The organism is Pseudescherichia sp. (genome assembly GCF_031979925.1).
Lineage (GTDB): Bacteria > Pseudomonadota > Gammaproteobacteria > Enterobacterales > Enterobacteriaceae > Pseudescherichia.
Genome location: NZ_DALZFB010000002.1, coordinates 408,879 through 430,216, shown reverse-complemented (window position 1 = coordinate 430,216; position 21,338 = coordinate 408,879). Strand labels below are relative to the sequence as shown.

At 58.8% G+C, this 21,338-nt stretch carries 22 protein-coding genes; 6 read left to right on the top strand and 16 right to left on the bottom strand.

The features are described 5' to 3' along the window. Position 1: 1 nt before the first annotated feature. The 3 genes from plsX to yceD all read right to left on the bottom strand — a co-directional run bounded on the left by plsX (position 2) and on the right by yceD (position 1,855). Positions 2-1,036, bottom strand: a complete 1,035-nt coding sequence (gene plsX / locus RTM13_RS05495) for a phosphate acyltransferase PlsX (protein WP_312210790.1) — start codon at positions 1,034-1,036, stop codon at positions 2-4. A gap of 75 nt (positions 1,037-1,111) precedes the next feature. Then, positions 1,112-1,285, bottom strand: coding sequence for a 50S ribosomal protein L32 (rpmF, locus tag RTM13_RS05490; RefSeq protein WP_042392755.1), 174 nt, complete (start codon positions 1,283-1,285; stop codon positions 1,112-1,114). 48 nt (positions 1,286-1,333) lie between these two features. After that, complete coding sequence (yceD, locus tag RTM13_RS05485; protein WP_312210789.1) at positions 1,334-1,855, bottom strand: 23S rRNA accumulation protein YceD; 522 nt, start codon at positions 1,853-1,855, stop codon at positions 1,334-1,336. A gap of 141 nt (positions 1,856-1,996) precedes the next feature. On the opposite strand from yceD, the gene RTM13_RS05480 reads away from it, so the two are divergent. After that, entirely contained in the window at positions 1,997-2,581 is a 585-nt protein-coding gene (locus tag RTM13_RS05480; RefSeq protein ID WP_312210787.1) for a nucleoside triphosphate pyrophosphatase, read from the top strand. Between the two features lie 75 nt (positions 2,582-2,656). Here RTM13_RS05480 and rluC read toward each other — a convergent pair whose 3' ends face one another. Next, positions 2,657-3,604 (bottom strand): 23S rRNA pseudouridine(955/2504/2580) synthase RluC, encoded by a 948-nt coding sequence (rluC, locus tag RTM13_RS05475; protein ID WP_312210785.1) that lies wholly within the window; start codon positions 3,602-3,604, stop codon positions 2,657-2,659. A gap of 567 nt (positions 3,605-4,171) precedes the next feature. Between rluC and rne the strand changes: the two genes are divergently transcribed. Next, complete coding sequence (rne, locus tag RTM13_RS05470; RefSeq protein WP_312210783.1) at positions 4,172-7,471, top strand: ribonuclease E; 3,300 nt, start codon at positions 4,172-4,174, stop codon at positions 7,469-7,471. Positions 7,472-7,513: 42 nt separating this feature from the next. Here the strand turns inward: rne and RTM13_RS05465 are convergent, their stop codons facing one another. After that, positions 7,514-8,449: a LysR family transcriptional regulator gene (locus RTM13_RS05465; RefSeq protein WP_312210781.1), complete on the bottom strand. Its 936-nt coding sequence runs from the start codon at positions 8,447-8,449 to the stop codon at positions 7,514-7,516. A 109-nt stretch (positions 8,450-8,558) separates the two neighbouring features. Between RTM13_RS05465 and RTM13_RS05460 the strand changes: the two genes are divergently transcribed. Beyond that, on the top strand, positions 8,559-9,770 hold the full coding sequence (locus RTM13_RS05460; RefSeq protein WP_312210779.1) for an MFS transporter: 1,212 nt from the start codon (positions 8,559-8,561) through the stop codon (positions 9,768-9,770). 81 nt (positions 9,771-9,851) lie between these two features. Here the strand turns inward: RTM13_RS05460 and flgL are convergent, their stop codons facing one another. The 11 genes from flgL to flgB all read right to left on the bottom strand — a co-directional run bounded on the left by flgL (position 9,852) and on the right by flgB (position 19,686). After that, entirely contained in the window at positions 9,852-10,805 is a 954-nt protein-coding gene (gene flgL / locus RTM13_RS05455; protein WP_312210777.1) for a flagellar hook-associated protein FlgL, read from the bottom strand. 14 nt (positions 10,806-10,819) lie between these two features. Continuing rightward, positions 10,820-12,472, bottom strand: coding sequence for a flagellar hook-associated protein FlgK (gene flgK / locus RTM13_RS05450; protein ID WP_312210775.1), 1,653 nt, complete (start codon positions 12,470-12,472; stop codon positions 10,820-10,822). Between the two features lie 75 nt (positions 12,473-12,547). Continuing rightward, entirely contained in the window at positions 12,548-13,504 is a 957-nt protein-coding gene (gene flgJ, locus RTM13_RS05445; protein ID WP_312210774.1) for a flagellar assembly peptidoglycan hydrolase FlgJ, read from the bottom strand. Continuing rightward, positions 13,504-14,601 (bottom strand): flagellar basal body P-ring protein FlgI, encoded by a 1,098-nt coding sequence (locus tag RTM13_RS05440; RefSeq protein WP_312210772.1) that lies wholly within the window; start codon positions 14,599-14,601, stop codon positions 13,504-13,506. Before RTM13_RS05440 ends, flgJ begins: the two co-directional genes overlap by 1 nt. Positions 14,602-14,612: 11 nt before the next feature. After that, a complete protein-coding gene (flgH, locus tag RTM13_RS05435; protein ID WP_312210770.1) occupies positions 14,613-15,311 on the bottom strand; it encodes a flagellar basal body L-ring protein FlgH in 699 nt (232 codons plus the stop codon). Between the two features lie 60 nt (positions 15,312-15,371). Further along, complete coding sequence (flgG, locus tag RTM13_RS05430; RefSeq protein WP_268108376.1) at positions 15,372-16,154, bottom strand: flagellar basal-body rod protein FlgG; 783 nt, start codon at positions 16,152-16,154, stop codon at positions 15,372-15,374. A 13-nt stretch (positions 16,155-16,167) separates the two neighbouring features. Beyond that, positions 16,168-16,923: a flagellar basal body rod protein FlgF gene (locus RTM13_RS05425; protein WP_312210767.1), complete on the bottom strand. Its 756-nt coding sequence runs from the start codon at positions 16,921-16,923 to the stop codon at positions 16,168-16,170. Positions 16,924-16,943: 20 nt separating this feature from the next. After that, a complete protein-coding gene (gene flgE / locus RTM13_RS05420; protein WP_312210765.1) occupies positions 16,944-18,149 on the bottom strand; it encodes a flagellar hook protein FlgE in 1,206 nt (401 codons plus the stop codon). A gap of 26 nt (positions 18,150-18,175) precedes the next feature. After that, positions 18,176-18,850 carry a flagellar hook assembly protein FlgD gene (gene flgD, locus RTM13_RS05415; RefSeq protein ID WP_312210764.1) on the bottom strand — a complete coding sequence of 225 codons (675 nt, stop codon included), beginning with the start codon at positions 18,848-18,850 and terminating at the stop codon, positions 18,176-18,178. An 11-nt stretch (positions 18,851-18,861) separates the two neighbouring features. Beyond that, entirely contained in the window at positions 18,862-19,266 is a 405-nt protein-coding gene (flgC, locus tag RTM13_RS05410) for a flagellar basal body rod protein FlgC (RefSeq protein WP_312210762.1), read from the bottom strand. A gap of 3 nt (positions 19,267-19,269) precedes the next feature. Next, complete coding sequence (gene flgB / locus RTM13_RS05405; RefSeq protein WP_312210760.1) at positions 19,270-19,686, bottom strand: flagellar basal body rod protein FlgB; 417 nt, start codon at positions 19,684-19,686, stop codon at positions 19,270-19,272. A gap of 173 nt (positions 19,687-19,859) precedes the next feature. On the opposite strand from flgB, the gene flgA reads away from it, so the two are divergent. From flgA to flgN, 3 genes are all read left to right on the top strand, one after another. After that, complete coding sequence (gene flgA / locus RTM13_RS05400; protein ID WP_312210758.1) at positions 19,860-20,519, top strand: flagellar basal body P-ring formation chaperone FlgA; 660 nt, start codon at positions 19,860-19,862, stop codon at positions 20,517-20,519. Between the two features lie 93 nt (positions 20,520-20,612). Continuing rightward, entirely contained in the window at positions 20,613-20,906 is a 294-nt protein-coding gene (gene flgM, locus RTM13_RS05395; RefSeq protein WP_312210756.1) for a flagellar biosynthesis anti-sigma factor FlgM, read from the top strand. Between the two features lie 4 nt (positions 20,907-20,910). Next, positions 20,911-21,333 (top strand): flagella biosynthesis chaperone FlgN, encoded by a 423-nt coding sequence (gene flgN / locus RTM13_RS05390; protein WP_312210754.1) that lies wholly within the window; start codon positions 20,911-20,913, stop codon positions 21,331-21,333. The last annotated feature ends 5 nt before the right edge of the window (positions 21,334-21,338 follow it).

Here is a 21,338-nt window from a genome sequence, read left to right as displayed (position 1 = left end):
CTCAGTCTTTTTCCGGTAACACAGATTCCAGGCGAGCGGCAATCCGTTCGGGGACATGCCGCTGCACCGCCTGCACTGCCTGTTCAATCGCGACAGCAAACGCGCGCTGATTGGCTGCACCATGACTCTTAATCACCGTGCCGCGCAATCCTAACAGACAGGCACCATTATACTGGTCGGGGTTGAGGTGACTGAATCGCCTTGTCAGGCTTTTTTGTAACCAACGCTTTAATAAAAGCAGCCACCACGACCGTTTTTTGCCCTCGCCCTGTGATTTCAGCAACGACAGGAACATTCTGACCATGCCTTCCATCGTCTTCAACGTCACGTTACCGGTGAAGCCATCACAGACCAGCACGTCCGTTTTGCCAGTGAGCAGCTCATTAGCTTCAAGATAGCCAATATAGTTGATCGATGGGATCGATTTTAGCAGCGCCGACGCGTCGCGGATGCTGTCGAGGCCCTTAACCTCTTCTTCACCGATATTGAGCAGCGCCACGCGCGGATGTTCAATACCAATAACCTCTTCGGCCATCACCGATCCCATAATGGCAAACTGCACCAGCATGGTACTGTCGCAGTCAACGTTAGCGCCGAGATCCAGCACCACGGTTCTGCCCTTCTGCTGATGCGGCAACACCGTCATCAGCGCCGGACGTTCAATACCTTCAATGGGCTTAAGCAGCAGCTTAGCCAGCCCCATCAGCGCCCCGGTATTGCCTGCGCTGACGCAGGCCTCGGCGCGCCCCTCTTTTACCAGCTCCAGCGCCATGCGCATAGAGCTACCGCGGCTGTTGCGCACGGCCTGGGCGGGACGGACATCACTGGCAATAACCGACTCAGCAGGAATAACCTGCAGGCGCGAGCGCTGATCAAAATCGGCTTTGGCAAGTAATGGCGTGATAGCGTCGGGATGACCGACTAACAGAAGTGTGAGTTGAGGGTTAGAATGCAGTGCCTGCAATGCTGCAGGCACCGTCACGGAAGGGCCAAAATCGCCCCCCATGACATCTAACGCCAGGGTTAGACGTGTCAAGGTATCGTCGAGCCTGGTTCGGTTAACCCCCGCTTACACGGGGATTTCCTCACTAAGCCTCACGCTTGCGCGTGATTACTTAGTGATAACCTTGCGACCGCGGTAGAAACCGTCAGCGGTCATGTGGTGACGCAGGTGAGACTCACCAGAGGTTTTGTCTACAGACAGGCTGGTGACTGCGGTCAGCGCGTCATGGGAACGACGCATGCCACGTTTGGAACGGGTTGGTTTATTTTGTTGTACGGCCATGGACCTTACTCCTCAATTACGGTAACTCCATTACTACGGAGAGACCTGTTACTTACGCTTTAAGCTGGCTAATACGGCAAATGGGTTTGGCTTCTGTGCCTCTTCAGGCAGTTCACCAAAGACCATGTCCGCGTCGGACACTTCACAGTGTTCAGAATCATGCACCGGCACTACCGGCAGGGAGAGGATAATTTCATCCTCGACCAATGCCAGCAGGTCGATTTCACCGAATTCGTTAACCTGAATCGGTTCATACGCTTCCGGGAGTGCTTCGGCCTGCTCGTCTTTGACGATCGGGCTGAAACAATATTGTGTGTAGACCTGATGGGCAAACGGCTTGCCGCAGCGCTGACACTCGAGCGTTACCGAAACCTTTGCATCGCCGGTTAACACCGCGAGGCGCTGGTTATCGATAGCGAACGACATGGAGCATTCCACATCACTGTCTACACTGACTACGGATTCAGCGACGCGCTCGGCCTGCTCACGAGTGTATACACCCTCGTAATCAAGGCGTTTTTGAGCGGTACGAACCGGATCAAGAGTCAGGGGTAATTTTACCTTTTGCATAGGGCGCGCATATTAACTTTGTAACGTTCTGGAGTCAAAGAAAAAGGCAGTCTGTGATTGCCTTTTGCCAATTATTCGCACACATTGCGGCCTGTAGTTTAAAATGCCTGACCTCGTTATGCCATATAGGGTGGAAAAAATATGTCGAATATTATTCTTGCGTCCACGTCACCATACCGCCGCGCGCTGCTGGAAAAGCTCGGCCTGGCCTTCGAGTGTGCCGCACCGGGCGTAGATGAGACCCCCAAGCCTGGTGAAGCCCCCCGCCACCTGGTGCTGCGCCTGGCACAAGCCAAGGCCCAGTCGCTGGCGGCTCGCTACCCTAACCATCTGATTATTGGATCCGACCAGGTGTGCGTGCTGGACGGAGAGATCACCGGCAAGCCGTTAACAGAGGAGAAAGCTTTTCAGCAGTTAATGAAGGCGCGGGGTAATATCATCACCTTCTATACCGGGCTGGCACTCTATAACTCCGCCACCGGCCACCTGCAAACCGAGTGCGAACCGTTTGATGTCCACTTTCGCCACCTGAGCGAGCAGGAGATTACTGACTATCTGCGTAAAGAGCGGCCGCTGAACTGCGCCGGCAGCTTTAAAAGTGAGGGATTGGGGATTGCGCTGTTTGACCGCCTGGAAGGTCGGGATCCCAATACGCTGGTGGGGCTGCCGCTGATTGCGCTCTGCCAGATGCTGCGCCGGGAGCACTGCAACCCGTTACTGGCGTGATTTACGCCCGGCGGCGCAAGCTTGCCGGGCCTACGAGATAGTAGGCCGGGTCAGGCGAAGCCGCCGGGCGTTACGTTAGCCGCGCAACACCTTCAGGCAGCGCTTCAGCTGCTCATCCAGCGGCGCTTCAATGCGCAGGGTTTCGCCGGTACCCGGATGGGTAAACTTCAACGCCGCCGCATGCAGGAAGAGACGGTTTAACCCGGTGCCTGCCAGCTGCTTATCAAACTCGCGGTCACCATAGCGATCGTCAAAGGCGATAGGATGCCCGGCGTGCTGGGTATGAACGCGGATCTGGTGGGTACGGCCGGTAATCGGGCTGCAACGCACCAGAGTTGCGAACGCATAGCGCTCTTCAACCTTAAAGCGCGTCTCTGAAGGTTTACCTTCGCTATTAACCCGCACAATTCGCTCTCCGCTCTGCAGGATATTTTTCAGCAGCGGAGCCTGTACCGTTTTAACGTGCGACTGCCACTGGCCGCGCACCAGCGCCAGATAGTCCTTCTGCATACCTTTATCGCGCAGCTGCTCATGCAGGGAGCGCAGCGCCGAGCGCTTCTTGGCCACCAGCAGCACGCCGGAGGTGTCACGGTCCAGACGATGTACCAGCTCCAGGAAGCGCGCCTCCGGGCGCAGGGCGCGCAGGCCCTCAATAACGCCGAAGCTCAGTCCGCTGCCGCCGTGCACTGCGGTACCGGAGGGCTTGTTCAGCACCAGAATATGATCGTCTTCATAAAGAATGACATCCGACAGCGCGGCTACCTTATTCAGATGCGGCGACACCGCCTCCTCTTCGCGCTCGGCGACCCGTACCGGCGGGATACGCACCTCATCCCCGCCTTCCAGCTTATACTCGGGCTTCACGCGCTTCTTATTAACCCGCACTTCGCCTTTACGCAGGATGCGGTAGATCATACTTTTCGGCACGCCCTTGAGCTGGGTGCGCAAAAAGTTATCGATGCGTTGCCCGGCGTCGTCGGCCGCGATAGCAACAATTCTTACGGATGGAGTCTCTGTTTTCATGGGGGGCGATTCTAAAAGCCCAGCCCGATTCGCGCCACTCATTTTTATATGCTTATATTTATGGCTGGCGGTCTCTTGTTGACCGTCATCACGCTTTTCGCTGGGTTTTAGAACAATCCCTGGGCAAACGTGAAAAAACTGTTAGTAACCGGGTGATAAATGGCAAAAGTCATCTTGCTATAACAGATTTAGCAAGGAATAATGAAGCTGTTTCCGCTTGAATCTTGTTAAACAAGGAAATTTGCGGAATGACCAGTTTTGCCTGTCCGATCATCCACGCAGCAATGGCGTAAGACGTATTGATCCTTCAGGCACTTAGCGGGCTGCGGGTTGCAGTCCTTACCGGTAAAGGGATCGACTCTGGAGAGTAATACCCAGGCAGTTCCCCTGATAATTGCGCTGTTTTTCCGTATGAAATACAGGCAGCCGACACTCTGCGCCTCTTAAGCGTGCGACAACCGTGAGGTTGGCGACGTGAACAGACACGAGGCCATCGGTTCACCCCCGGAAAGGCGTTAACTATGCCCGCAGCTTAGTCGTCAATGTAAGAATAATGAGTAAGTTACGATGAAAAGAATGTTAATTAACGCAACTCAGCAGGAAGAGTTGCGCGTCGCCCTTGTTGATGGGCAGCGCCTGTACGACCTGGATATCGAAAGCCCGGGACACGAACAGAAAAAAGCGAACATCTACAAAGGCAAAATTACCCGTATCGAACCGAGCCTTGAAGCCGCATTTGTTGACTACGGTGCTGAGCGTCACGGCTTCCTCCCTCTCAAAGAGATCGCCCGCGAATACTTCCCCGCTAATTACAGTGCCCATGGCCGCCCAAACATCAAAGATGTGCTGCGTGAAGGCCAGGAAGTCATTGTTCAGATCGATAAAGAAGAGCGCGGTAACAAAGGCGCAGCCTTAACCACCTTTATCAGCCTTGCCGGTAGCTACCTGGTTCTGATGCCAAACAACCCGCGTGCGGGTGGTATCTCTCGCCGTATCGAAGGTGACGACCGTACCGAGCTGAAAGAGGCACTGGCAAGCCTGGACATGCCGGATGGCATGGGACTGATCGTTCGTACCGCAGGCGTTGGCAAATCTGCCGAAGCGCTGCAGTGGGACCTCAGCTTCCGCCTGAAGCACTGGGAAGCGATCCAGAAAGCCGCTGAAAACCGCCCTGCTCCGTTCCTGATCCACCAGGAGAGCAACGTTATCGTTCGCGCCTTCCGCGACTACCTGCGCCAGGATATCGGTGAGATCCTTATCGATAACCCTAAAGTGCTGGAGCTGGCTCGCCAGCATATCGCCGCGCTGGGCCGTCCGGATTTCAGCAGCAAAATCAAGCTCTACACCGGTGAGATCCCGCTGTTCAGCCACTACCAGATCGAGTCGCAGATCGAGTCCGCCTTCCAGCGTGAAGTGCGTCTGCCTTCCGGCGGCTCCATCGTTATCGACTCTACCGAAGCGCTGACCGCGATTGATATCAACTCCGCCCGCGCTACCCGCGGCGGCGATATCGAAGAGACGGCGTTTAACACCAACCTGGAAGCAGCCGACGAAATTGCCCGCCAGCTGCGCCTGCGTGACCTCGGCGGCCTGATCGTTATCGACTTTATCGATATGACCCCGGTTCGCCACCAGCGCGCGGTAGAAAACCGCCTGCGCGAAGCCGTGCGCCAGGACCGTGCCCGTATTCAGATCAGCCATATTTCACGCTTTGGCCTGCTGGAGATGTCCCGTCAGCGTCTTAGCCCATCCCTGGGCGAGTCCAGCCACCACGTCTGCCCGCGCTGTAGCGGTACCGGGACCATCCGTGACAACGAATCCCTGTCGCTCTCTATTCTGCGCCTGATTGAAGAGGAAGCGCTGAAGGAGAACACCCAGGAAGTTCACGCGATTGTTCCCGTGCCGATTGCCTCCTACCTGCTCAACGAAAAACGTGCGGCGGTAAGCGCGATCGAAGCGCGTCAGGGCGGCATTAAATGCGTGATCGTGCCGAACGACCAGATGGAAACCCCGCACTACTCCGTGCTGCGCGTGCGTAAAGGCGAAGAGACCTCGACCCTAAGCTACAAGCTGCCGAAGCTGCATGAAGAGGCGATGGCGCTGCCGTCCGAAGAGGAGTACGCCGAGCGCAAACAGCCTGAACAGCCTGCACTGGCGACCTTCGTGATGCCTGATATTCCGCCAGCGCCTGCACCGCAGCCGGCTCCGGTCGCGGAAGAGAAAGCGCAGCCGACTACCACACAGCCTGCCGCCGCAGCGGAAACTGGCCTGCTGGGCCGCCTCTTTGGCGCACTGAAGAAAATGTTCGCCAGCGAGCCTGTCAGCCAGCCGGTTGAAGTAAAAGCAGAAGAGGAAGTTAAAGAAGAGAAACCGGCCCGTTCCCAGGAGCGTCGTAAGCCGCGCCAGAATAACCGTCGTGACCGCAACGAGCGCGGTGACCGTGGCGATCGTAATGAACGCCGCGACAGCCGTAGCGAGGGTGCAGAGGCGCGCGAAGGTCGTGATAACCGCGATAATCGCGAACGTGACGAAAACCGCCGCAGCCGCCGTGAAAAACAGCAGCCGACCGGTGAAGTTCGCGAGGTTCGCCAGCCGCAGGCCATTGTTGCTGATGACGCGGATAAATCCAAATCCCGTGATGAACAGCAGCAGTCGCGCCGCGAGCGCAACCGCCGCCGCAACGACGAGAAGCGTCAGGCCCAGCAGGAAGTGAAAGCCCTGAACCGCGACGAGCAGCCAGCTCCGGAAGCGGAACAGGAAGATCGCGTTCAGGTGATGCCGCGCCGCAAACAGCGCCAGCTGAACCAGAAAGTGCGTTTTGAGTCGGCAACGTCCGCTGAAGCCATCGTTGAAGAGACCACTACCGCTGCCCCGGTAACGGATGCCCAGGCGTCCCATACCGAGCTGGCGAAAGTTGATCTGCCTGCGGTCGTTGAGCAGCCTGTTCAGGAGCAGGACGACTCTACCGAGAACCGTGATAACGCCGGTATGCCGCGCCGCTCACGCCGTTCTCCGCGTCACCTGCGCGTCAGTGGCCAGCGCCGCCGCCGCTACCGTGACGAACGCTACCCGACCCAGTCGCCGATGCCGCTGACCGTAGCCTGTGCATCGCCGGAGATGGCGTCAGGTAAAGTGTGGATCCGCTACCCGGTTGCCCAGAACATCGAGCCGGTACAGGATGAAACTACCGTTGAGACCGCACCGGAAGCCATCCAGCAGCCGACCGTTGAGCCAGTGGCCGAGCCGATTGCTGCCTCCGTCAGCGCTGAACCTACCGCTGTGGAACCTACAGCTGTTGAGCCAGTCGCTGCTGAGCCTGCTGTTGTAGAGCCGGAAACCGTCGTGAGCGAGCCACAGCCTGCCGCAGTGGAAACCACGCACCCTGAAGCGATTGAGACGCCGGTTGATGAGCAGCCGCAGCTGATCGCCCCGGAAGACGTCCCGGTTGCTGAGCACATCGCTGAAATTGCCGAGCCTGCTGAAGCCCCTGCCGAAGAGGCTGAAGAGGTGAAAGTCGCTGAGCCTGTCGCTGAGACGAAGCCAGCTGTTGAAGCACAGCCAGCTGTTGAAGCGAAGCCAGTTGTTGAAGCACAGCCAGAGCCAGAAGCGAAACCAGTGGTTGAGCCGAAACCGGCAGTAGCGGTGAAGCCAGCCGTTGCCGCTGAACCTGTTGCCGCGAAACCGCTGCACAGCTTCGCGACCGCACCGATGACCCGTGCGCCAGCCCCGGAATACGTTCCTGAGCCGCCGCGCCACAGTGACTGGGTTCGCCCGGCGTTTGAGTTCTCGGGTAAAGGTTCTGCGGGCGGCCATAGCGCTACCCATCAGGCTACCGCCCCGGCAACGCGCCCGCAGCAGCCTGAGTAATACGCTCTGTTAATAATAAGCCGACCTCCGGGTCGGCTTTTTTTATGCCCCGGTGGCAGGCAGGCGCATCCCGGTGATGCCTGGGACCGCCTCGCGCATCATTTGCAAAAAGGCCCGCAGCCGGGCCGGATAATAACGCGCCCATGGATAGACCAGATGTACCGGCAACGGGGCTGGCTCCCAGTCGGGCAACAGCCTGACCAGCCTGCCCTCACGCAAATCCTCCGCCACCGCCCAGCTTGAGATTATCACCGCGCCTAATCCTTGCAGAGCCGTACTACGCGCAACATAGAGGCTGTCGGTATAGAGCCGCGGGGCAATGGTCACCTGTTCAACCGCCCCGTCGATATGGGTCAGGCTAATGCTGTGCTGGTAAAAGGTACTGAGCGCTACCCAGGGCAGCGCCGCCAGCTGCTGCGGCCCGGTCACGTCAGGGTAGCGAGCCAGCAGCGTAGGCGCAATCACGACGCTACGCGGCACCTCCGCCAATAGTACCGACACCGTACTGGGATCGATCTCCGCGCCGACGCGGATAGCGCAGTCGATGTTAGCGCTCAGAAAATCGACGTTTTTATCGTTTAGCATCCACTCAACCGAGAGCTGGGGATGCTGGCTAAGAAAATGGGTCAGCGGCGCGAGCAGTTGCTCCTGACCGAAAGCGTGGGGGGCGCGTACCCGCAGCGTGCCGACGGGTTCATCCCCGGCGTGGCTCACCTCATCCTCAAGCGTGGACCAGGCCGCTATTAGCTGCCGGGCATGTTGATAGCAGCGCTCGCCGTCGTCGGTCAGCTTCATGGCGTGGGTCGTGCGCAGGATCAGCTTTACCCCCAGCAGCGCCTCCAGCGACTGAAGACGGCGGCTTACCGTCGCCTGGGTGGTCTCCAGCAGCCTGGCAGCTGCCGACAGGGATCCGCTCTCAACGATGCGCACGTAGGTTTGCATCAGGTCAACCCTGTCTATACGTTCATTTCGCTTCATATTGTTTATGCCTATACGTTTCGCGTATAACCCTTTTACCATTGGGCTGGCTACCGCGCCACGTCATCTTCAGCAAAAATGTCCTCACACCATCTTTGAGGACTCGATTATGAACCGCCAGGCATCACCCTTTGACGTACCGCGCTGGATTATCTTTATCCTGGCGATGGGGGCCGGATTCAGCGTTGCCGCCATCTACTATGCTCAGCCTCTGCTGCCGCTGATGGGCAGCGATCTCCATCTAACCATTAACGGCATGGGACTTGTGCCGACGCTGACTCAGACGGGCTACGCGCTGGGCATTCTGTTTCTGCTGCCGCTAGGAGATCGCTACGATCGCCGGATGCTGATCCTGGTGAAATGTGCCGCGCTGGCCCTCTTCCTGCTGGCCTGTAGCCTGACCAGCCACCTTAATACTCTGCTGGCGGTAAGCCTGCTGTTGGGGATGGCGGCGACCATGGCGCAGGATATCGTGCCCGCAGCGGCGATCCTTGCCCCAGAAGGCAAACAGGGAAAAACCGTCGGCACCGTGATGACCGGCCTGCTGCTGGGGATCCTGCTCTCCCGGACGGTGAGCGGCTTCGTGGGTGCGGCCTTTGGCTGGCGGGTAATGTACCAGCTGGCGGCGGCGAGCATTGCGTTTATTGGCGTGGTGATGTGGGCGGTGCTGCCGCGCTTTGCTGTCCACTCTAACCTCAGCTACCCGGCGCTGATGCGCTCTGTAGCTCAACTGTGGGGGCGCTACCCTGCCCTGCGCCGCGCCGCGCTGGCGCAAGGTTTTCTCTCGGTGGCCTTTAGCGCCTTCTGGTCTACCCTGGCGGTGATGCTGCTGGATCGTTTTCACCTTGGCAGCGCGGTAGCGGGTACCTTCGGCATTGCCGGGGCGGCGGGGGCGCTGGCTGCACCGCTGGCCGGTGGCCTGGCTGACCGGGTCGGGGCGGCGAAAGTCACCCAGCTGGGTGCGGCACTGGTCACCGTCTCCTTTGCCCTGATGTTTGCCCTGCCGCTGCTCTCTACCCAGATGCAGCTGGTGTTGATTGCCATTGCGGCGGTAGGCTTTGATCTCGGATTGCAGTCGAGCCTTGTTGCTCACCAGAACCTGGTTTACAGCCTGGAGCCGCAGGCGCGGGGTCGTCTCAACGCCCTGCTGTTTACCGTGGTATTTATTGGCATGGCGGCTGGCTCTGCCCTCGGCAGCAAAATCTACACTCTGGCGGGCTGGCCTGGCGTGGTCGCGCTGGCCACGGCTTCAGGACTCATTGCCCTTGGGATCCGTCTTGTGGCGGGTAGTCGCCAGGCAGCAGTAGCAAACATCGGATAAAAAAAAGCCGCCCCGGTCAATGAGGGCGGCCTGCAAAAAGAGCCGAGACCTGTCCATTTAGCCGGACAGGTTTTCTTGTTTTTAGGAATTAATCTGGAACAGCGACATGCCCTGCATATCAGAGAACGCTTTGTATGAAGCCTGTAACGCCGCCTGCTGCATGGTGTAGGAGGAGATAGCCGCATTCCAGTCAACGTCAATCAGGTCGCTCATCTGCTGGGTTTGGCCCAGAGCGCGATCGGTACCCAGCGAGTCAAGGTTATCCAGCTCATTAAGCTGGGTCCCAACTTCGGCACGCACGGTCAGCACGTTGTTAAGCGCATTGCGCAGGCCGCGGTTGGTTTTATCCATCACGTCCTGAGCCGTGGCCTGGGCGGTTTCATCCCCGCTTACCGGCGTTTTCAGCGAGGCGATTGCCGAGTCCAGCATCGCAAACAGATTCGTTTCCGGGGCTGAACCATCCGGCTCCGGCACCGCATTGCTGGTGACGCTGTCAAAGACCTGGGTGCCGGTGTGGGCAATCACCATGGTCCGTGCGGCGTCGACCTGCTGGGTAATCGGCTGCGCGCCGCCGCCGTACTGGCCGGTAGCCTGATCGAACGGTGCGCTTTCGGTTTTGTAGCCGCCAAAGATATAGCGACCGTTGCCGTCGGTGCTGTTGGCCAGGTTCATGATCTGATCGCGGATACCCTGCAGATCGGTTGCCAGCGAGGCGCGGTCATCATCGCTCAGGGAGCCATTGCCGCTGTTGATCACTTTGGACTGCGCCGACTGGATCGCGGTAGAGACCTGATCCAGAATGCTGTCTTCCAGCGACACTTTCTGGGTCGCGAAGGTGCGGGCCAGCTGATACTGGCTGTTCTGCGCCTGTGCCTGGGAGAGCACCACCGCCTGCGAAGCCGCGATAGGGTCGTCGGAGGCACGGTTTACGCGCTTGCCGGTAGACATCTGCTCACCGTAGCTTAACCATTTGCTCTGCGAACTGGTGACACCACGCATGTTTTGTTCATACATCATCTGAGTGCTAACGCGCATCATTAACCTCTTACTTAGCGGATGTTCAGTAACGCATCAAACAGCGAGCTTGCCGTCTGTAAAACCTGTGCGTTAGCGAGATAATATTGCTGGTAACGCTGCAGGTTACCGTACTCTTCGTCGAGGTTAACGCCGGAGATAGACTGCTGCTGGTTGCTCAGCTGGGTCACGACGTTATCCTGGGTGGTGCTGCTGCTCTTCAGCGTGGCCGTGGTGCTGCCCACGGTGCTGACCAGCGCGGCATAGGCATCGTTGAAGCTCTTGTTGCCCCCGACGCTCTTGCTCTTTTGCAGATCCAGCAGCGCCTGGCCGTTGACGTTATCGCTGTCGCCGCTGGTGGCCGACGCCGCCATAGCAATTTTCGACTCGTCCTGGAATGCCAGATCCATATTGACGATGGCGTTGGCCGTCGGCTTGATAATAAAGCTGTCGTTATTGCCCGCTCCGTTGGTGGCGCTGATGTTCACCTTCAGGCCATCAAAATTCAGGCTGCCGTCGTTAGCATCCGGCGTAGCGGTAAACGAGGTGTTATCTGACAGGCGCGTCACCTGCCACTTCGACCCGTCGTAGACCACCTTATAGTCGGTCGCCTGCACCTTGCTGCTGTCGCTCACCGTAGTGGTCAGTGACGCATCGCCGGTGTTTTTGGCGTTGCTCAGCGTGGAGGGCGATCCAATGGTAAAGAAGTCACCGCCCTTATCGCCGTTAGCGTCATAGCCGTTGGCATGCTGGGTGTTGAAGGCGTCAGCAAAGGAGAGCGCCAGCTGGCCCAGCGAGTTGCGGGTCTGGTCGAGGTTCTGGCTGCGGAAGGTCAGCAGTCCGCCAAGGGAGCCGCTGTTGAGCAGCTTCTCTGGGATCTCCACGTTGCCCGCGGTGGCATCAACGTAGGCCACGGTGGTACGGGACGGATCCGCGCTGGACGGTACGGCAGCCAGCTGGCGTGCAGAGCTGCCCTGCACCAGGGTGTAGCCGTTCGCCATGCTGATGTTATAGGTGCCGCCGTCCTGGATGCTCACTTCCACGCCAACAATCTTATTGAGTTCGCTCACCAGCTGATCGCGCTGGTCCAGCAGGTTGTTCGGCGAGGAGCCTGCGCCTACCCCGGTCAGACGTGAAATCTGATCGTTAAGATTCGCGATCTGGGTGGTGTAGTTATTGATCTGATCTACGCTGGAGGAGATCGACAGGTTAACCTGCTTATCCTGATCGCGCAGATACTGATCGGTCACCTTGAACTGGTTTACCAGGCCGTCGGCCTTGCCCAGCAGCGTCTGGCGGGAGGCGGGATCTTCGGCGTTGCTCACCAGGGTTTGCAGGCTGGTGAAGAAGTCCTGCATGGTGGTGGCCAGGGTATTAGTCGAGCCAGAGAGCATGTCATCAATTTTGGACATCTGCTCGTAGCGCGTGGTCAGGCCGCTGCTCTGAGTCTGCGCGGCGCGCAGCTGATTGGTAATGAAGGCGTCATATTCGCGCTGGACGCCGGTGACGTTCACCCCGTTGCCAACCCAACCGCCTGCACCCAGCGTACTGTTTGCCTGTGCCAGCACCGTCGTCTGACGGGTATAGCCCGCGACGTTATAACTGGAGATGTTATTACTGACGGTATTCAGCGCGGCCTGGGCTGCACTCAGCCCGCTCATGGCGCTGTTAATCAAGCTACTGGACATGGAGATTCCTTATACACTTTTAGACATAAGTCCTGCTAACGATTATCGGCAGCGCCTGGCTGAACTTGAGAGCTGTCAGAACAGATTTTCAATATCGTTGCTGTAGGCTTTGCTCACCTTATCGCTGAGGGATTTCAGCTGCTGGATCATGCTGGTAAGCTTACGGGCATAGTTCGGATCGGTGGCGTAGCCCGCACTCTGCAACGCCTGCGCCCCCTGCTCGGCGGTCGCTGCGGTGGTGACGGCGGCGTAGCGCGGGTTGCGCGACAGCAGGCCAACGTAGTCAGACAGCGCTTCCAGATAGGAGCCGTAGACGCGGAACTTCGCCTTCACCTTCTTCGCCTCACCGTTCTCATACTCGGTGGTGGTGATCTCGGTGGTAGGCCCTTTCCAGCTGCCGCTGGCCTTAACGCCAAACAGGTTGAAACTCGGCTCGCCGTTTTCCCGTTTGATCTGCCGCTGGCCCCAGCCGGACTCCAGCGCCGCCTGGGCGAGGATCAGATGGTGCGGCACCCCGCTCTGCTCACTGGCCAGCCGCGCCGGCAGCGACAGCTGGGCAAGGAACTCTTTGCTATCCCCAGAGAGCGCAGCATCGTTACCTCCGCCGTCGGGCGTTTTCGGCATCGCCTTGCGCACCATCTGGGTCAGGGCCTGGTTTTGATAACTGGTCACCGTTTCCAGTGGGAACTTCATCGGCACCTGCGACGGTGCCTCTGCGGGTTCACTCTGGCCGCCGGACATCTGCTTCACCATCATCTCCGCCAGCCCCAGCCCCTTACCTGCGGTCATCTGCTGGGCAATCTGCTGGTCATACATGCTGGTGTACATGCGGGTGGAGTCGCTGCTGAACAGGCCGTCTTTTGGCAGGGCTTCACGCATGCTCTTCAGCATCATCTGCACGAACATCCCTTCCACCTGACGGGCCACCGGACGCAGGTTAGCCTGCGGATCCTGCCCTGCCTGGGTTTTCAGTTCATTCAGCGATTGCGCATCCCATGCCGCGCTCGCCATCATCCGGCTGTCAGTTAGCATTAGATAATTTCCAGTTTGGCACGCAGACAGCCTGCGCTCTGCATTGACTGAAGGATCGACATCAGATCGATCGGCGTAGCTCCCAGCGCGTTCAGCGCCCGGACAACGTTGTTCAGGTTGGCGCTGGAGCGGACGCTCTGCAACGAACCACCGCTCTGGCGCAGGTCGATCTGCGTCTGCGGGGTGACCACGGTCTGGCCGCCGCCAAACGGCGTATCCGGCTGGCTGACGTTGGCCTGGCGGTTTACCGTCACCGAGAGGTTGCCCTGGGCCACTGCACAGCTGTCGAGGGTGACTTCGCGGTTCATGACCACCGAGCCGGTACGGGAGTTGATCACGACCTTCGCATCCTGCGGCGCTACGCCCACTTCCATATTTTGAATATCGGCGAGGAAACGCACCTGTGAGCTGTTGCCGCTCGGGACGCGGATCTGGATCGTACGCGCATCCAGCGCCGAGGCGCTGCCGTAGCCGCGCGCGCGGTTAATGGTGTCGGTGATCTGCTGTGCGAGGGTGAAATCTTCCTGGTTCAGCTGCAGGTTGATGGTGTTACCGGAGCCAAACTGGGTGGGCAGCTCGCGCTCCACCACTGCGCCGCCGGTGATACGGCCGCCGTTGAGCTGGTTAACCTGCACGCTGCTACCGCCTGCCGCCGCGCCCGCGCCGCCCACCAGAACGTTGCCCTGCGCCAGAGCGTAAACCTGGTTATCAACCCCTTTCAGCGGGGTCATGATGAGCGTACCGCCGCGCAGGCTCTTGGCGTTACCCATCGAGGAGACCACCACGTCGATGGTCTGTCCCTGGCGGGCAAAGGCCGGGAACTGGGCGGTGACCATCACCGCCGCCACGTTTTTGAGCTGCATGTTGGTCCCGGCGGGGACGGTGATCCCCATCTGGGAGAGCATGTTGTTCAGGCTCTGGGTAGTGAACGGCGTCTGGGTGGTCTGGTCGCCCGTCCCATCCAGGCCGACAACCAGCCCGTAGCCAATCAGTGAGTTCTGTCGTACGCCCTGTACGCTGGTGAGGTCGCGGATGCGCTCGGCCTGGGCAATGGTTGCTACCAGTACCAGCGCGATCCCTGCCAGATATTTAAACATTGGTCACCCCGTTACATCGGCGAGAGGTTAAGGAAGAAGCGCTGCAGCCAGCCCATATTCTGCGCTTCATTGATATAGCCGTTGCCGACATATTCGATGCGCGCGTCCGCCACCTGGGTGGACGGAACGGAGTTGCTGCCGCTGATGGTGCGTGGGTTCACAACACCGGAGAAGCGGATGAACTCAGTGCCCTGGTTAATGGCGATCTGTTTTTCACCCACGACGTGTAAGTTGCCGTTGGCCAATACCTGGTCAACCGTGACGGTCAGCGTTCCGCTGAAGGTGTTGCTGGCGTTGGCCCCACCCTTACCGTTAAAGCTGTTGCTGCCGGAGGCATCGACATCCGCACGGGCGTTGCCGAACAGGCCTTCTAAGTAGCGCGGCGCAGTCCCGACGCCGAAATTGGTTTTGCCGTCGCGGCTGGCGTTCGCCGACGAGCTTTTACTGGCGCTGACGTTCTCTTGCAGCACGATGGTCAGCGTATCGCCTACGTTACGCGGTCTGCGATCCTCAAACAGCGGTTGATAGCCGTAGTTAATCGGCTGGGCAGTCTGAAAAATAGAGCCGTTGACAATGGGCTGCGGGCCTGGCGTGGGCTGCGCGGTGGTTGCGCCCTGCACCAGCGGCGTCGAGGGGATCCAGGCACACCCGTTCAGGGTGAGTGCCACCAAAGCCATAAGCGGATAACGAAACGCGGCGGATTTATGCATTGCTTTCATCTTCGAAATCAGGGGCCCGGCGCGGCGATTACCACCGCGCCGGAGCGCGCCTTAGAGTTGCGTCAGTTTTTGCAGCATCTGATCGGTAGTCGATACGGCTTTACTGTTAATTTCGTAAGCGCGCTGAACCTGGATCATATTCACCAGCTCTTCAGCCACGTTCACGTTAGAGGTTTCAACATACCCCTGGTAGAGCAGCCCCGCACCGTTCAGACCGGGCGTCGTATCGTTCGGCGCGCCGGAGGACTGCGTTTCGGTGTAGAGGTTCTCACCAATGCTTTCCAGACCGGTATCGTTCATAAAGGTGGTCAGGTTGAGCTGTCCTACCTGCACCGGCGCGGCCTGGCCCTGCTGGGTCACGCTCACTACGCCGTCACGACCGATGGTGATGCTCAGGGAGTTTGCCGGAATGGTGATAGCCGGCTGCACCTGGAAGCCGCCTGCGGTCACCAGTTGGCCGTTCTGATCCACCTGGAAAGAGCCGTCACGGGTATAGGCAGAGGTACCATCCGGCAGCATTACCTGGAAGAAACCCTGGCCTTTGATCGCCACGTCTTTACTGTTGTTAGTCTGAGAGAGGTTACCCTGGCTGTGCAGGCGCTCGGTGGCCACCGGACGCACGCCGGTACCAATCTGCAGGCCTGATGGCAGCGTAGTCTGCTCGGAAGACTGCGCGCCAGGCTGGCGAACGGTCTGGTAGAGCAGATCTTCAAAGACCGCACGCTGACGCTTGAAACCGTTAGTGCTAACGTTCGCCAGGTTGTTGGCGATGACGTCCATATTGGTTTGCTGGGCATCGAGGCCGGTCTTGGCAATCCATAAGGAGTTAATCATAAATAGTCCTGTATTAGCTCATCGACAGCAGTGAGTTAGCACGCTGCTCATTTTCATCAACGCTGCTGATGACCTTCATCTGCATCTCAAAGCGACGCGCGCTGGCGATCATATCGGTCATCGCTTCAACCGGCTTGACGTTGCTCCCCTCCAGCACGCCCGACATCACACGGATGGTGGGATCGGCCTGGAGCGTAGCACCACGGGTCGCTTGGGCAGCCTGGCTGAGGCGGAACATGCCGTCATCGCCGCGCACCACTTCAGCCCCGGTCGCCTTGACCAGCTTCAGCTTGCCGATTGGCGACACCGTATTAGGCGGATCCCCCGGGGTCAGCGCCGAGATGGTACCGTCCGCCGCAATGGTGATCTCTGCCCCTTCCGGCACGGCAATCGGACCCGCATCGCCCATCACCGGGTTGCCCTGGATGGTCAGCTGGCCCGCTGGGCTAACCTGCATGTTACCGTTGCGGGTATAGCCCTCGGTGCCGTCCGGGGTCTGCACTGCCAGCCAGCCGTCCTGTTGCAGCGCAACGTCCAGCGGGCGGGAGGTGTAATCCATCTGGCCCGGCGTCATATCCGCGCCGGGAGTAGACGCGGTTACCAGCGTACGCGTTGGCAGCGACAGGCCCTCTACCGGCACGGCGCGCAGCGCATTGAGCTGCGCACGAAAGCCTGGCGTGGAGGCGTTCGCGAGGTTGCTGGCCGTGACCGCCTGCTGGTTGAGCGTCTGGCTGGCCGCGCCCATCGCGGTATATATTGCGTGATCCATGAAGCCGTCCCGTCAGGCGCTTAGCGCAGGTTAACCAGGGTATTGAGGATCTGATCCTGGGTTTTGATGGTCTGCGCGTTCGACTGATAGTTACGCTGCGCGACGATCATATTGACCAGCTCTTTACTCAGATCGGTGTTGGAGGCTTCCAGCGCGCCGTTGGTCAGGGTACCGAAGTTACCGTTGCCTGCGGTGCCCAGCAGCGCCACACCGGAGGACTGGGTCGCTGTCCAGACGTTGTCGCCTTCGGAGGCCAGGCCTTCATTGTTAGCGAAGTTAGCCAGCACAATCTGGCCCAGCAGCTGGGTCTGCTCGTTAGAGTAGTTACCCACTACGGTGCCGTCGTCGTTGATCTGGTAGCTCACCAGGTCACCCGGCTTGTAGCCGTTCTGGCTGGTCGCCACGATGTTGTTTGCGCCGGTGTTCTGCTGCATGGAGTTCAGGAAGCTCAGGCTAAAGGAAGCCGGGTCCGCGCCCGGAATAGTGGCCGTCGTCACGTTGGCGGTGCCACCGGAGGTCAGTGCGCCGGTCTCGCTGAAGCCCAGGGTGGTGGAGAGCGTCGCGGCGCTGTTCGCCACGCTGCTGTCCTGAGTGTAGACATCCCAGGTATTGCTGGTGCCGCTCTTCACGAAATAGACGTTCATATCGTGGGAGTTACCCTGGCTGTCGAAGACGGTAACCGAGCCTTTTTTGTTGTAGCTGTCGGCATTGGTCGGATCGAAGGCCACGGTCGGCGCTGCATCGGTGGAGTTCAGGTTGATCTGCATCGCCGCGGTGGTGGTCGTTTTTGCCGACATCAGCGTGTTCGGAATGGAGATCGCCGTCGGGTTTGCGCCCTGCTGGATGGTCGGCGGGGTGCCAGCGGCCGGGAAGCCGGTCAGCTGCAGACCCTGCATGTTAACGATATTGCGGTTTTCATCCAGCTTGAACTGACCGTTGCGGCTGTAGAACACCGAACCGTTACTGTCGACCAGGCGGAAGAAGCCGCTCTGGCTGATGGCAACGTCGAGGCCACGACCGGTATTGGTGGTTGTGCCGTCGGTGAAATCCTGGGTAATACCCGCAACCTTCACGCCGAGACCGACTTTAGAACCGGCAAACATATCGGCGAAGGACGCGGTGCCAGATTTAAAGCCATAGGTGGCGGAGTTGGCGATGTTGTTACCAATGACATCGAGGTTGGTGGCCGCAGCATTCAGGCCGCTGACCGCTTGTGAGAAGGCCATGACTTACTCCTGATAAGTGTAAAGGCTTAGATAATCTGCCGTACTTCGTCGAGGGTGGTGGTACCGTAGGTACCCAAATCTAAGGTGTTACCGGTGCTGCCTTTGGTAATGCCCTGCACCAGCGCAAACTGCAGCGGCTGGGCCACCAGCTGGGTGGATCCGCTGCTGGCGCTGATGGAAACGGTGTAGGCGCTGTCCGGGGCGGCAGTGCCGTCGGTCATCTTGCCGTCCCAGCTAAAGGTGTGAACACCCGCGCTCAGGCCGCCAATATCAATGGTGCGCACCACCACGTTGTTTTTATCGGTGATGGTTGCGGTGACTTTATCCGCCGCCTGGGTCAGCTCAACGCCAAACGGCGTAGTCGTTTCGCTACCCGCCAGCACGGTGGTACCGGGGATCATCACACCGTGACCGATAAGGGTGCTCGCCTGTAACGACTGGCTGTTGTCGATCTGGCCGGAGATAGCGCCCAGGGTGGTATTGAGCTTCTCAATGCCGCTGACGGTGTTGATCTGCGCCAGCTGGGTGGTCAGCTCGTTGTTCTCCATCGGATTGGTGGGATCCTGGTTTTTGAGCTGGGCAACCAGCAGCGTCAGGAAGCTGCTCTGCAGATCCGTCGCGCTACTGCCGCTTGCCGCGCTGGTAGCAGTCGATGTGGCGGTAGTGCTGGTGGTGTCGTTGAGATTTACAGCGATAGACATGCGACTCTCCTTTACGAGCCAAGCGTGAGCGTTTTCAGCATCATGCTCTTCACGGTGTTAAGTACTTCAACGTTTGCCTGGTAGCTGCGCGAGGCGGACATGGAGTTAACCATCTCACCGACGACGTCCACGTTAGGCATCCGCACGTAGCCTTTCGCATCGGCAAGCGGGTTGCCTGGCTCAAAGACCAGCTTGTCCGGGGCCTGGCTCTCAATAACGCTGGCGACCTTGACGCCGCCAGTGGGTGCGCCCGCTGCGGCATTGACCTGGAAAACCACCTGCTTGGCGCGGTAGGGCTGGCCGTCCGGGCCGGTAGCGCTGTCGGCGTTGGCCAGGTTACTGGCCGCCACGTTCAGCCGTTGGGACTGGGCGGTCAGCGCCGATCCGGCGATATCAAAAATGTTCAGTAGTGCCATCTATTAATTTCCTCCCTGCAGCACGCTCATCATGCCTTTGATCTGTCCACCCAGAACGCTCAGCCCGGTCTGGTATTGCAGGCTGTTATCGGCAAACTGGGTACGCTCCCGGTCCATATCGACGGTGTTACCGTCCAGTGAAGGCTGATCGGGAATGCGATAGAGCAGCTCAGTAGACGGTGCGGCGATGGTCTGGGCAGGAATATGACGGCTGGAGGTCAGCGCCAGCGATACACCGCTGGTTTCGGCCCGGCCGCGCTCCATCACTTTTTTAAGTTCGCTGGCAAAATCCATATCGCGCGCCTGATACCCCGGGGTATCGGCGTTGGCAATGTTGGCGGCCAGAACTTCCTGGCGCTGGGCGCGCAGGTTTAATGCTTCTTGCTGAAATCGTAGCGCGGCATCGAGTTTATCGAGCATGTCTCCCCCGCTGATGACGTTACGCTGATGAGAAAATGACAGATGACAGCTTAAAGGGCAGAGGGCACGCCTTATCGTTGGAATAAACGCAAAATGCGTCGCTATTTATTGCGTTGATAGATCTGCGCTACGGGTAAAATCCCCTCACTCTCTAATCCAGGCAGGAGCTAGTCATGCACAGTGTGAAAAGCGTATGCGGCGCAATTTTGCTGTTCGCCAGCCCACTGGCGTCGGCGCAGGATCTCACCGCTCAGCTGACCACCTTTTTTTCCCAACGGTTGGCGGGCTTTAGCGATGAGGTCGCCGTTAAGGTACGAACCCCGGCGAATCTTCTGCCTGCCTGTGAACAACCGGCGCTAAGCGTCGCGGGTAACGCGAAGCTGTGGGGCAGCGTTAACGTGCTGGCCCAGTGCGCCAATGAGAAACGCTATTTACAGGTCATGGTAGAGGCGACCGGCAACTACGTGGTGGCGGCCCAGGCGATTACGCGTGGTAGCACGCTGGAGCCGGGCAGCGTGACCCTGAAGCGTGGCCGTCTGGATCGGCTCCCGCCGCGCACCATGCTGGATATCAACCAGGCCCAGGATGCGGTAAGCCTGCGCGATCTCGCGCCGGGCCAGGCCATTCAGCTCTCGATGCTGCGCCAGTCATGGCGGGTCAAAGCCGGAGAGCGTGTACAGGTAATCGCCAGCGGCGACGGCTTTAGCGTAAACGGTGAAGGCAAGGCGCTGAATAACGCCTCGGTGGCGCAAAACGCCCGCGTGCGGATGGCATCGGGCCAGGTGGTGAGCGGAACGGTGGCGCCTGATGGGAATATTCTTATTAATCTGTAATCTTTTTAAAGATTTTGCGGCCCTTGCCGATAATTAAGCAATATATGATGATGGCAAGCCCCAACGCCGCGAACCCTCGATGAGGACAACACTATGAGCATTGATCGTACATCGCCATTAAAGCCGGTAAGCACTGTCCAGCCGCGCGAAACTAACGACACTCAGACTCCAAAAGCGCGTCTGGAAAAATCCGCTACGGCGAACAGTACCAGCGTCACCATTAGCAATGCGCAAACCAAGCTGACCCAGGCGGGCAGTGAAGATATCAATATGGAGCGCGTGGAAGCCCTGAAAACCGCGATCCGCAACGGCGAGCTGAAAATGGATACCGGCAAAATTGCCGATGCCCTGATTAGCGAAGCGCAGAGTTTCTTACAGAGTAAGTGAGCGTATGAGCAAACTGTCAGAAGTTCTTGATCAAATGACAGTTATCCTGAACGCGCTGAAAGGCGTGATGGATGCTGAGCAACAACATCTTTCGGCGGGCCAGATCAACGGCAGCGCGCTACAGCGTATTACCGAAGAGAAGAGTTCGTTGCTCGCCACGCTGGACTATCTTGAACAGCAGCGTCGTGCCGAACAGAATATGAAGCAGAGCGCAAACGATGATATCGCGGGCCGCTGGCTGACGATCACCAAAAAAACGCAGCACCTGCGCGAGCTTAACCAGCACAACGGCTGGCTGCTGGAAGATCAGATCCAGCGCAACAGACAGGCGCTGGAGGTGTTAAAACCGCATCAGGAGCCTGCCCTCTACGGCGCAAATGGCCAGACTTCAGTATCCCACCGCGGCGGCAAGAAAATTTCCATCTGACCTCT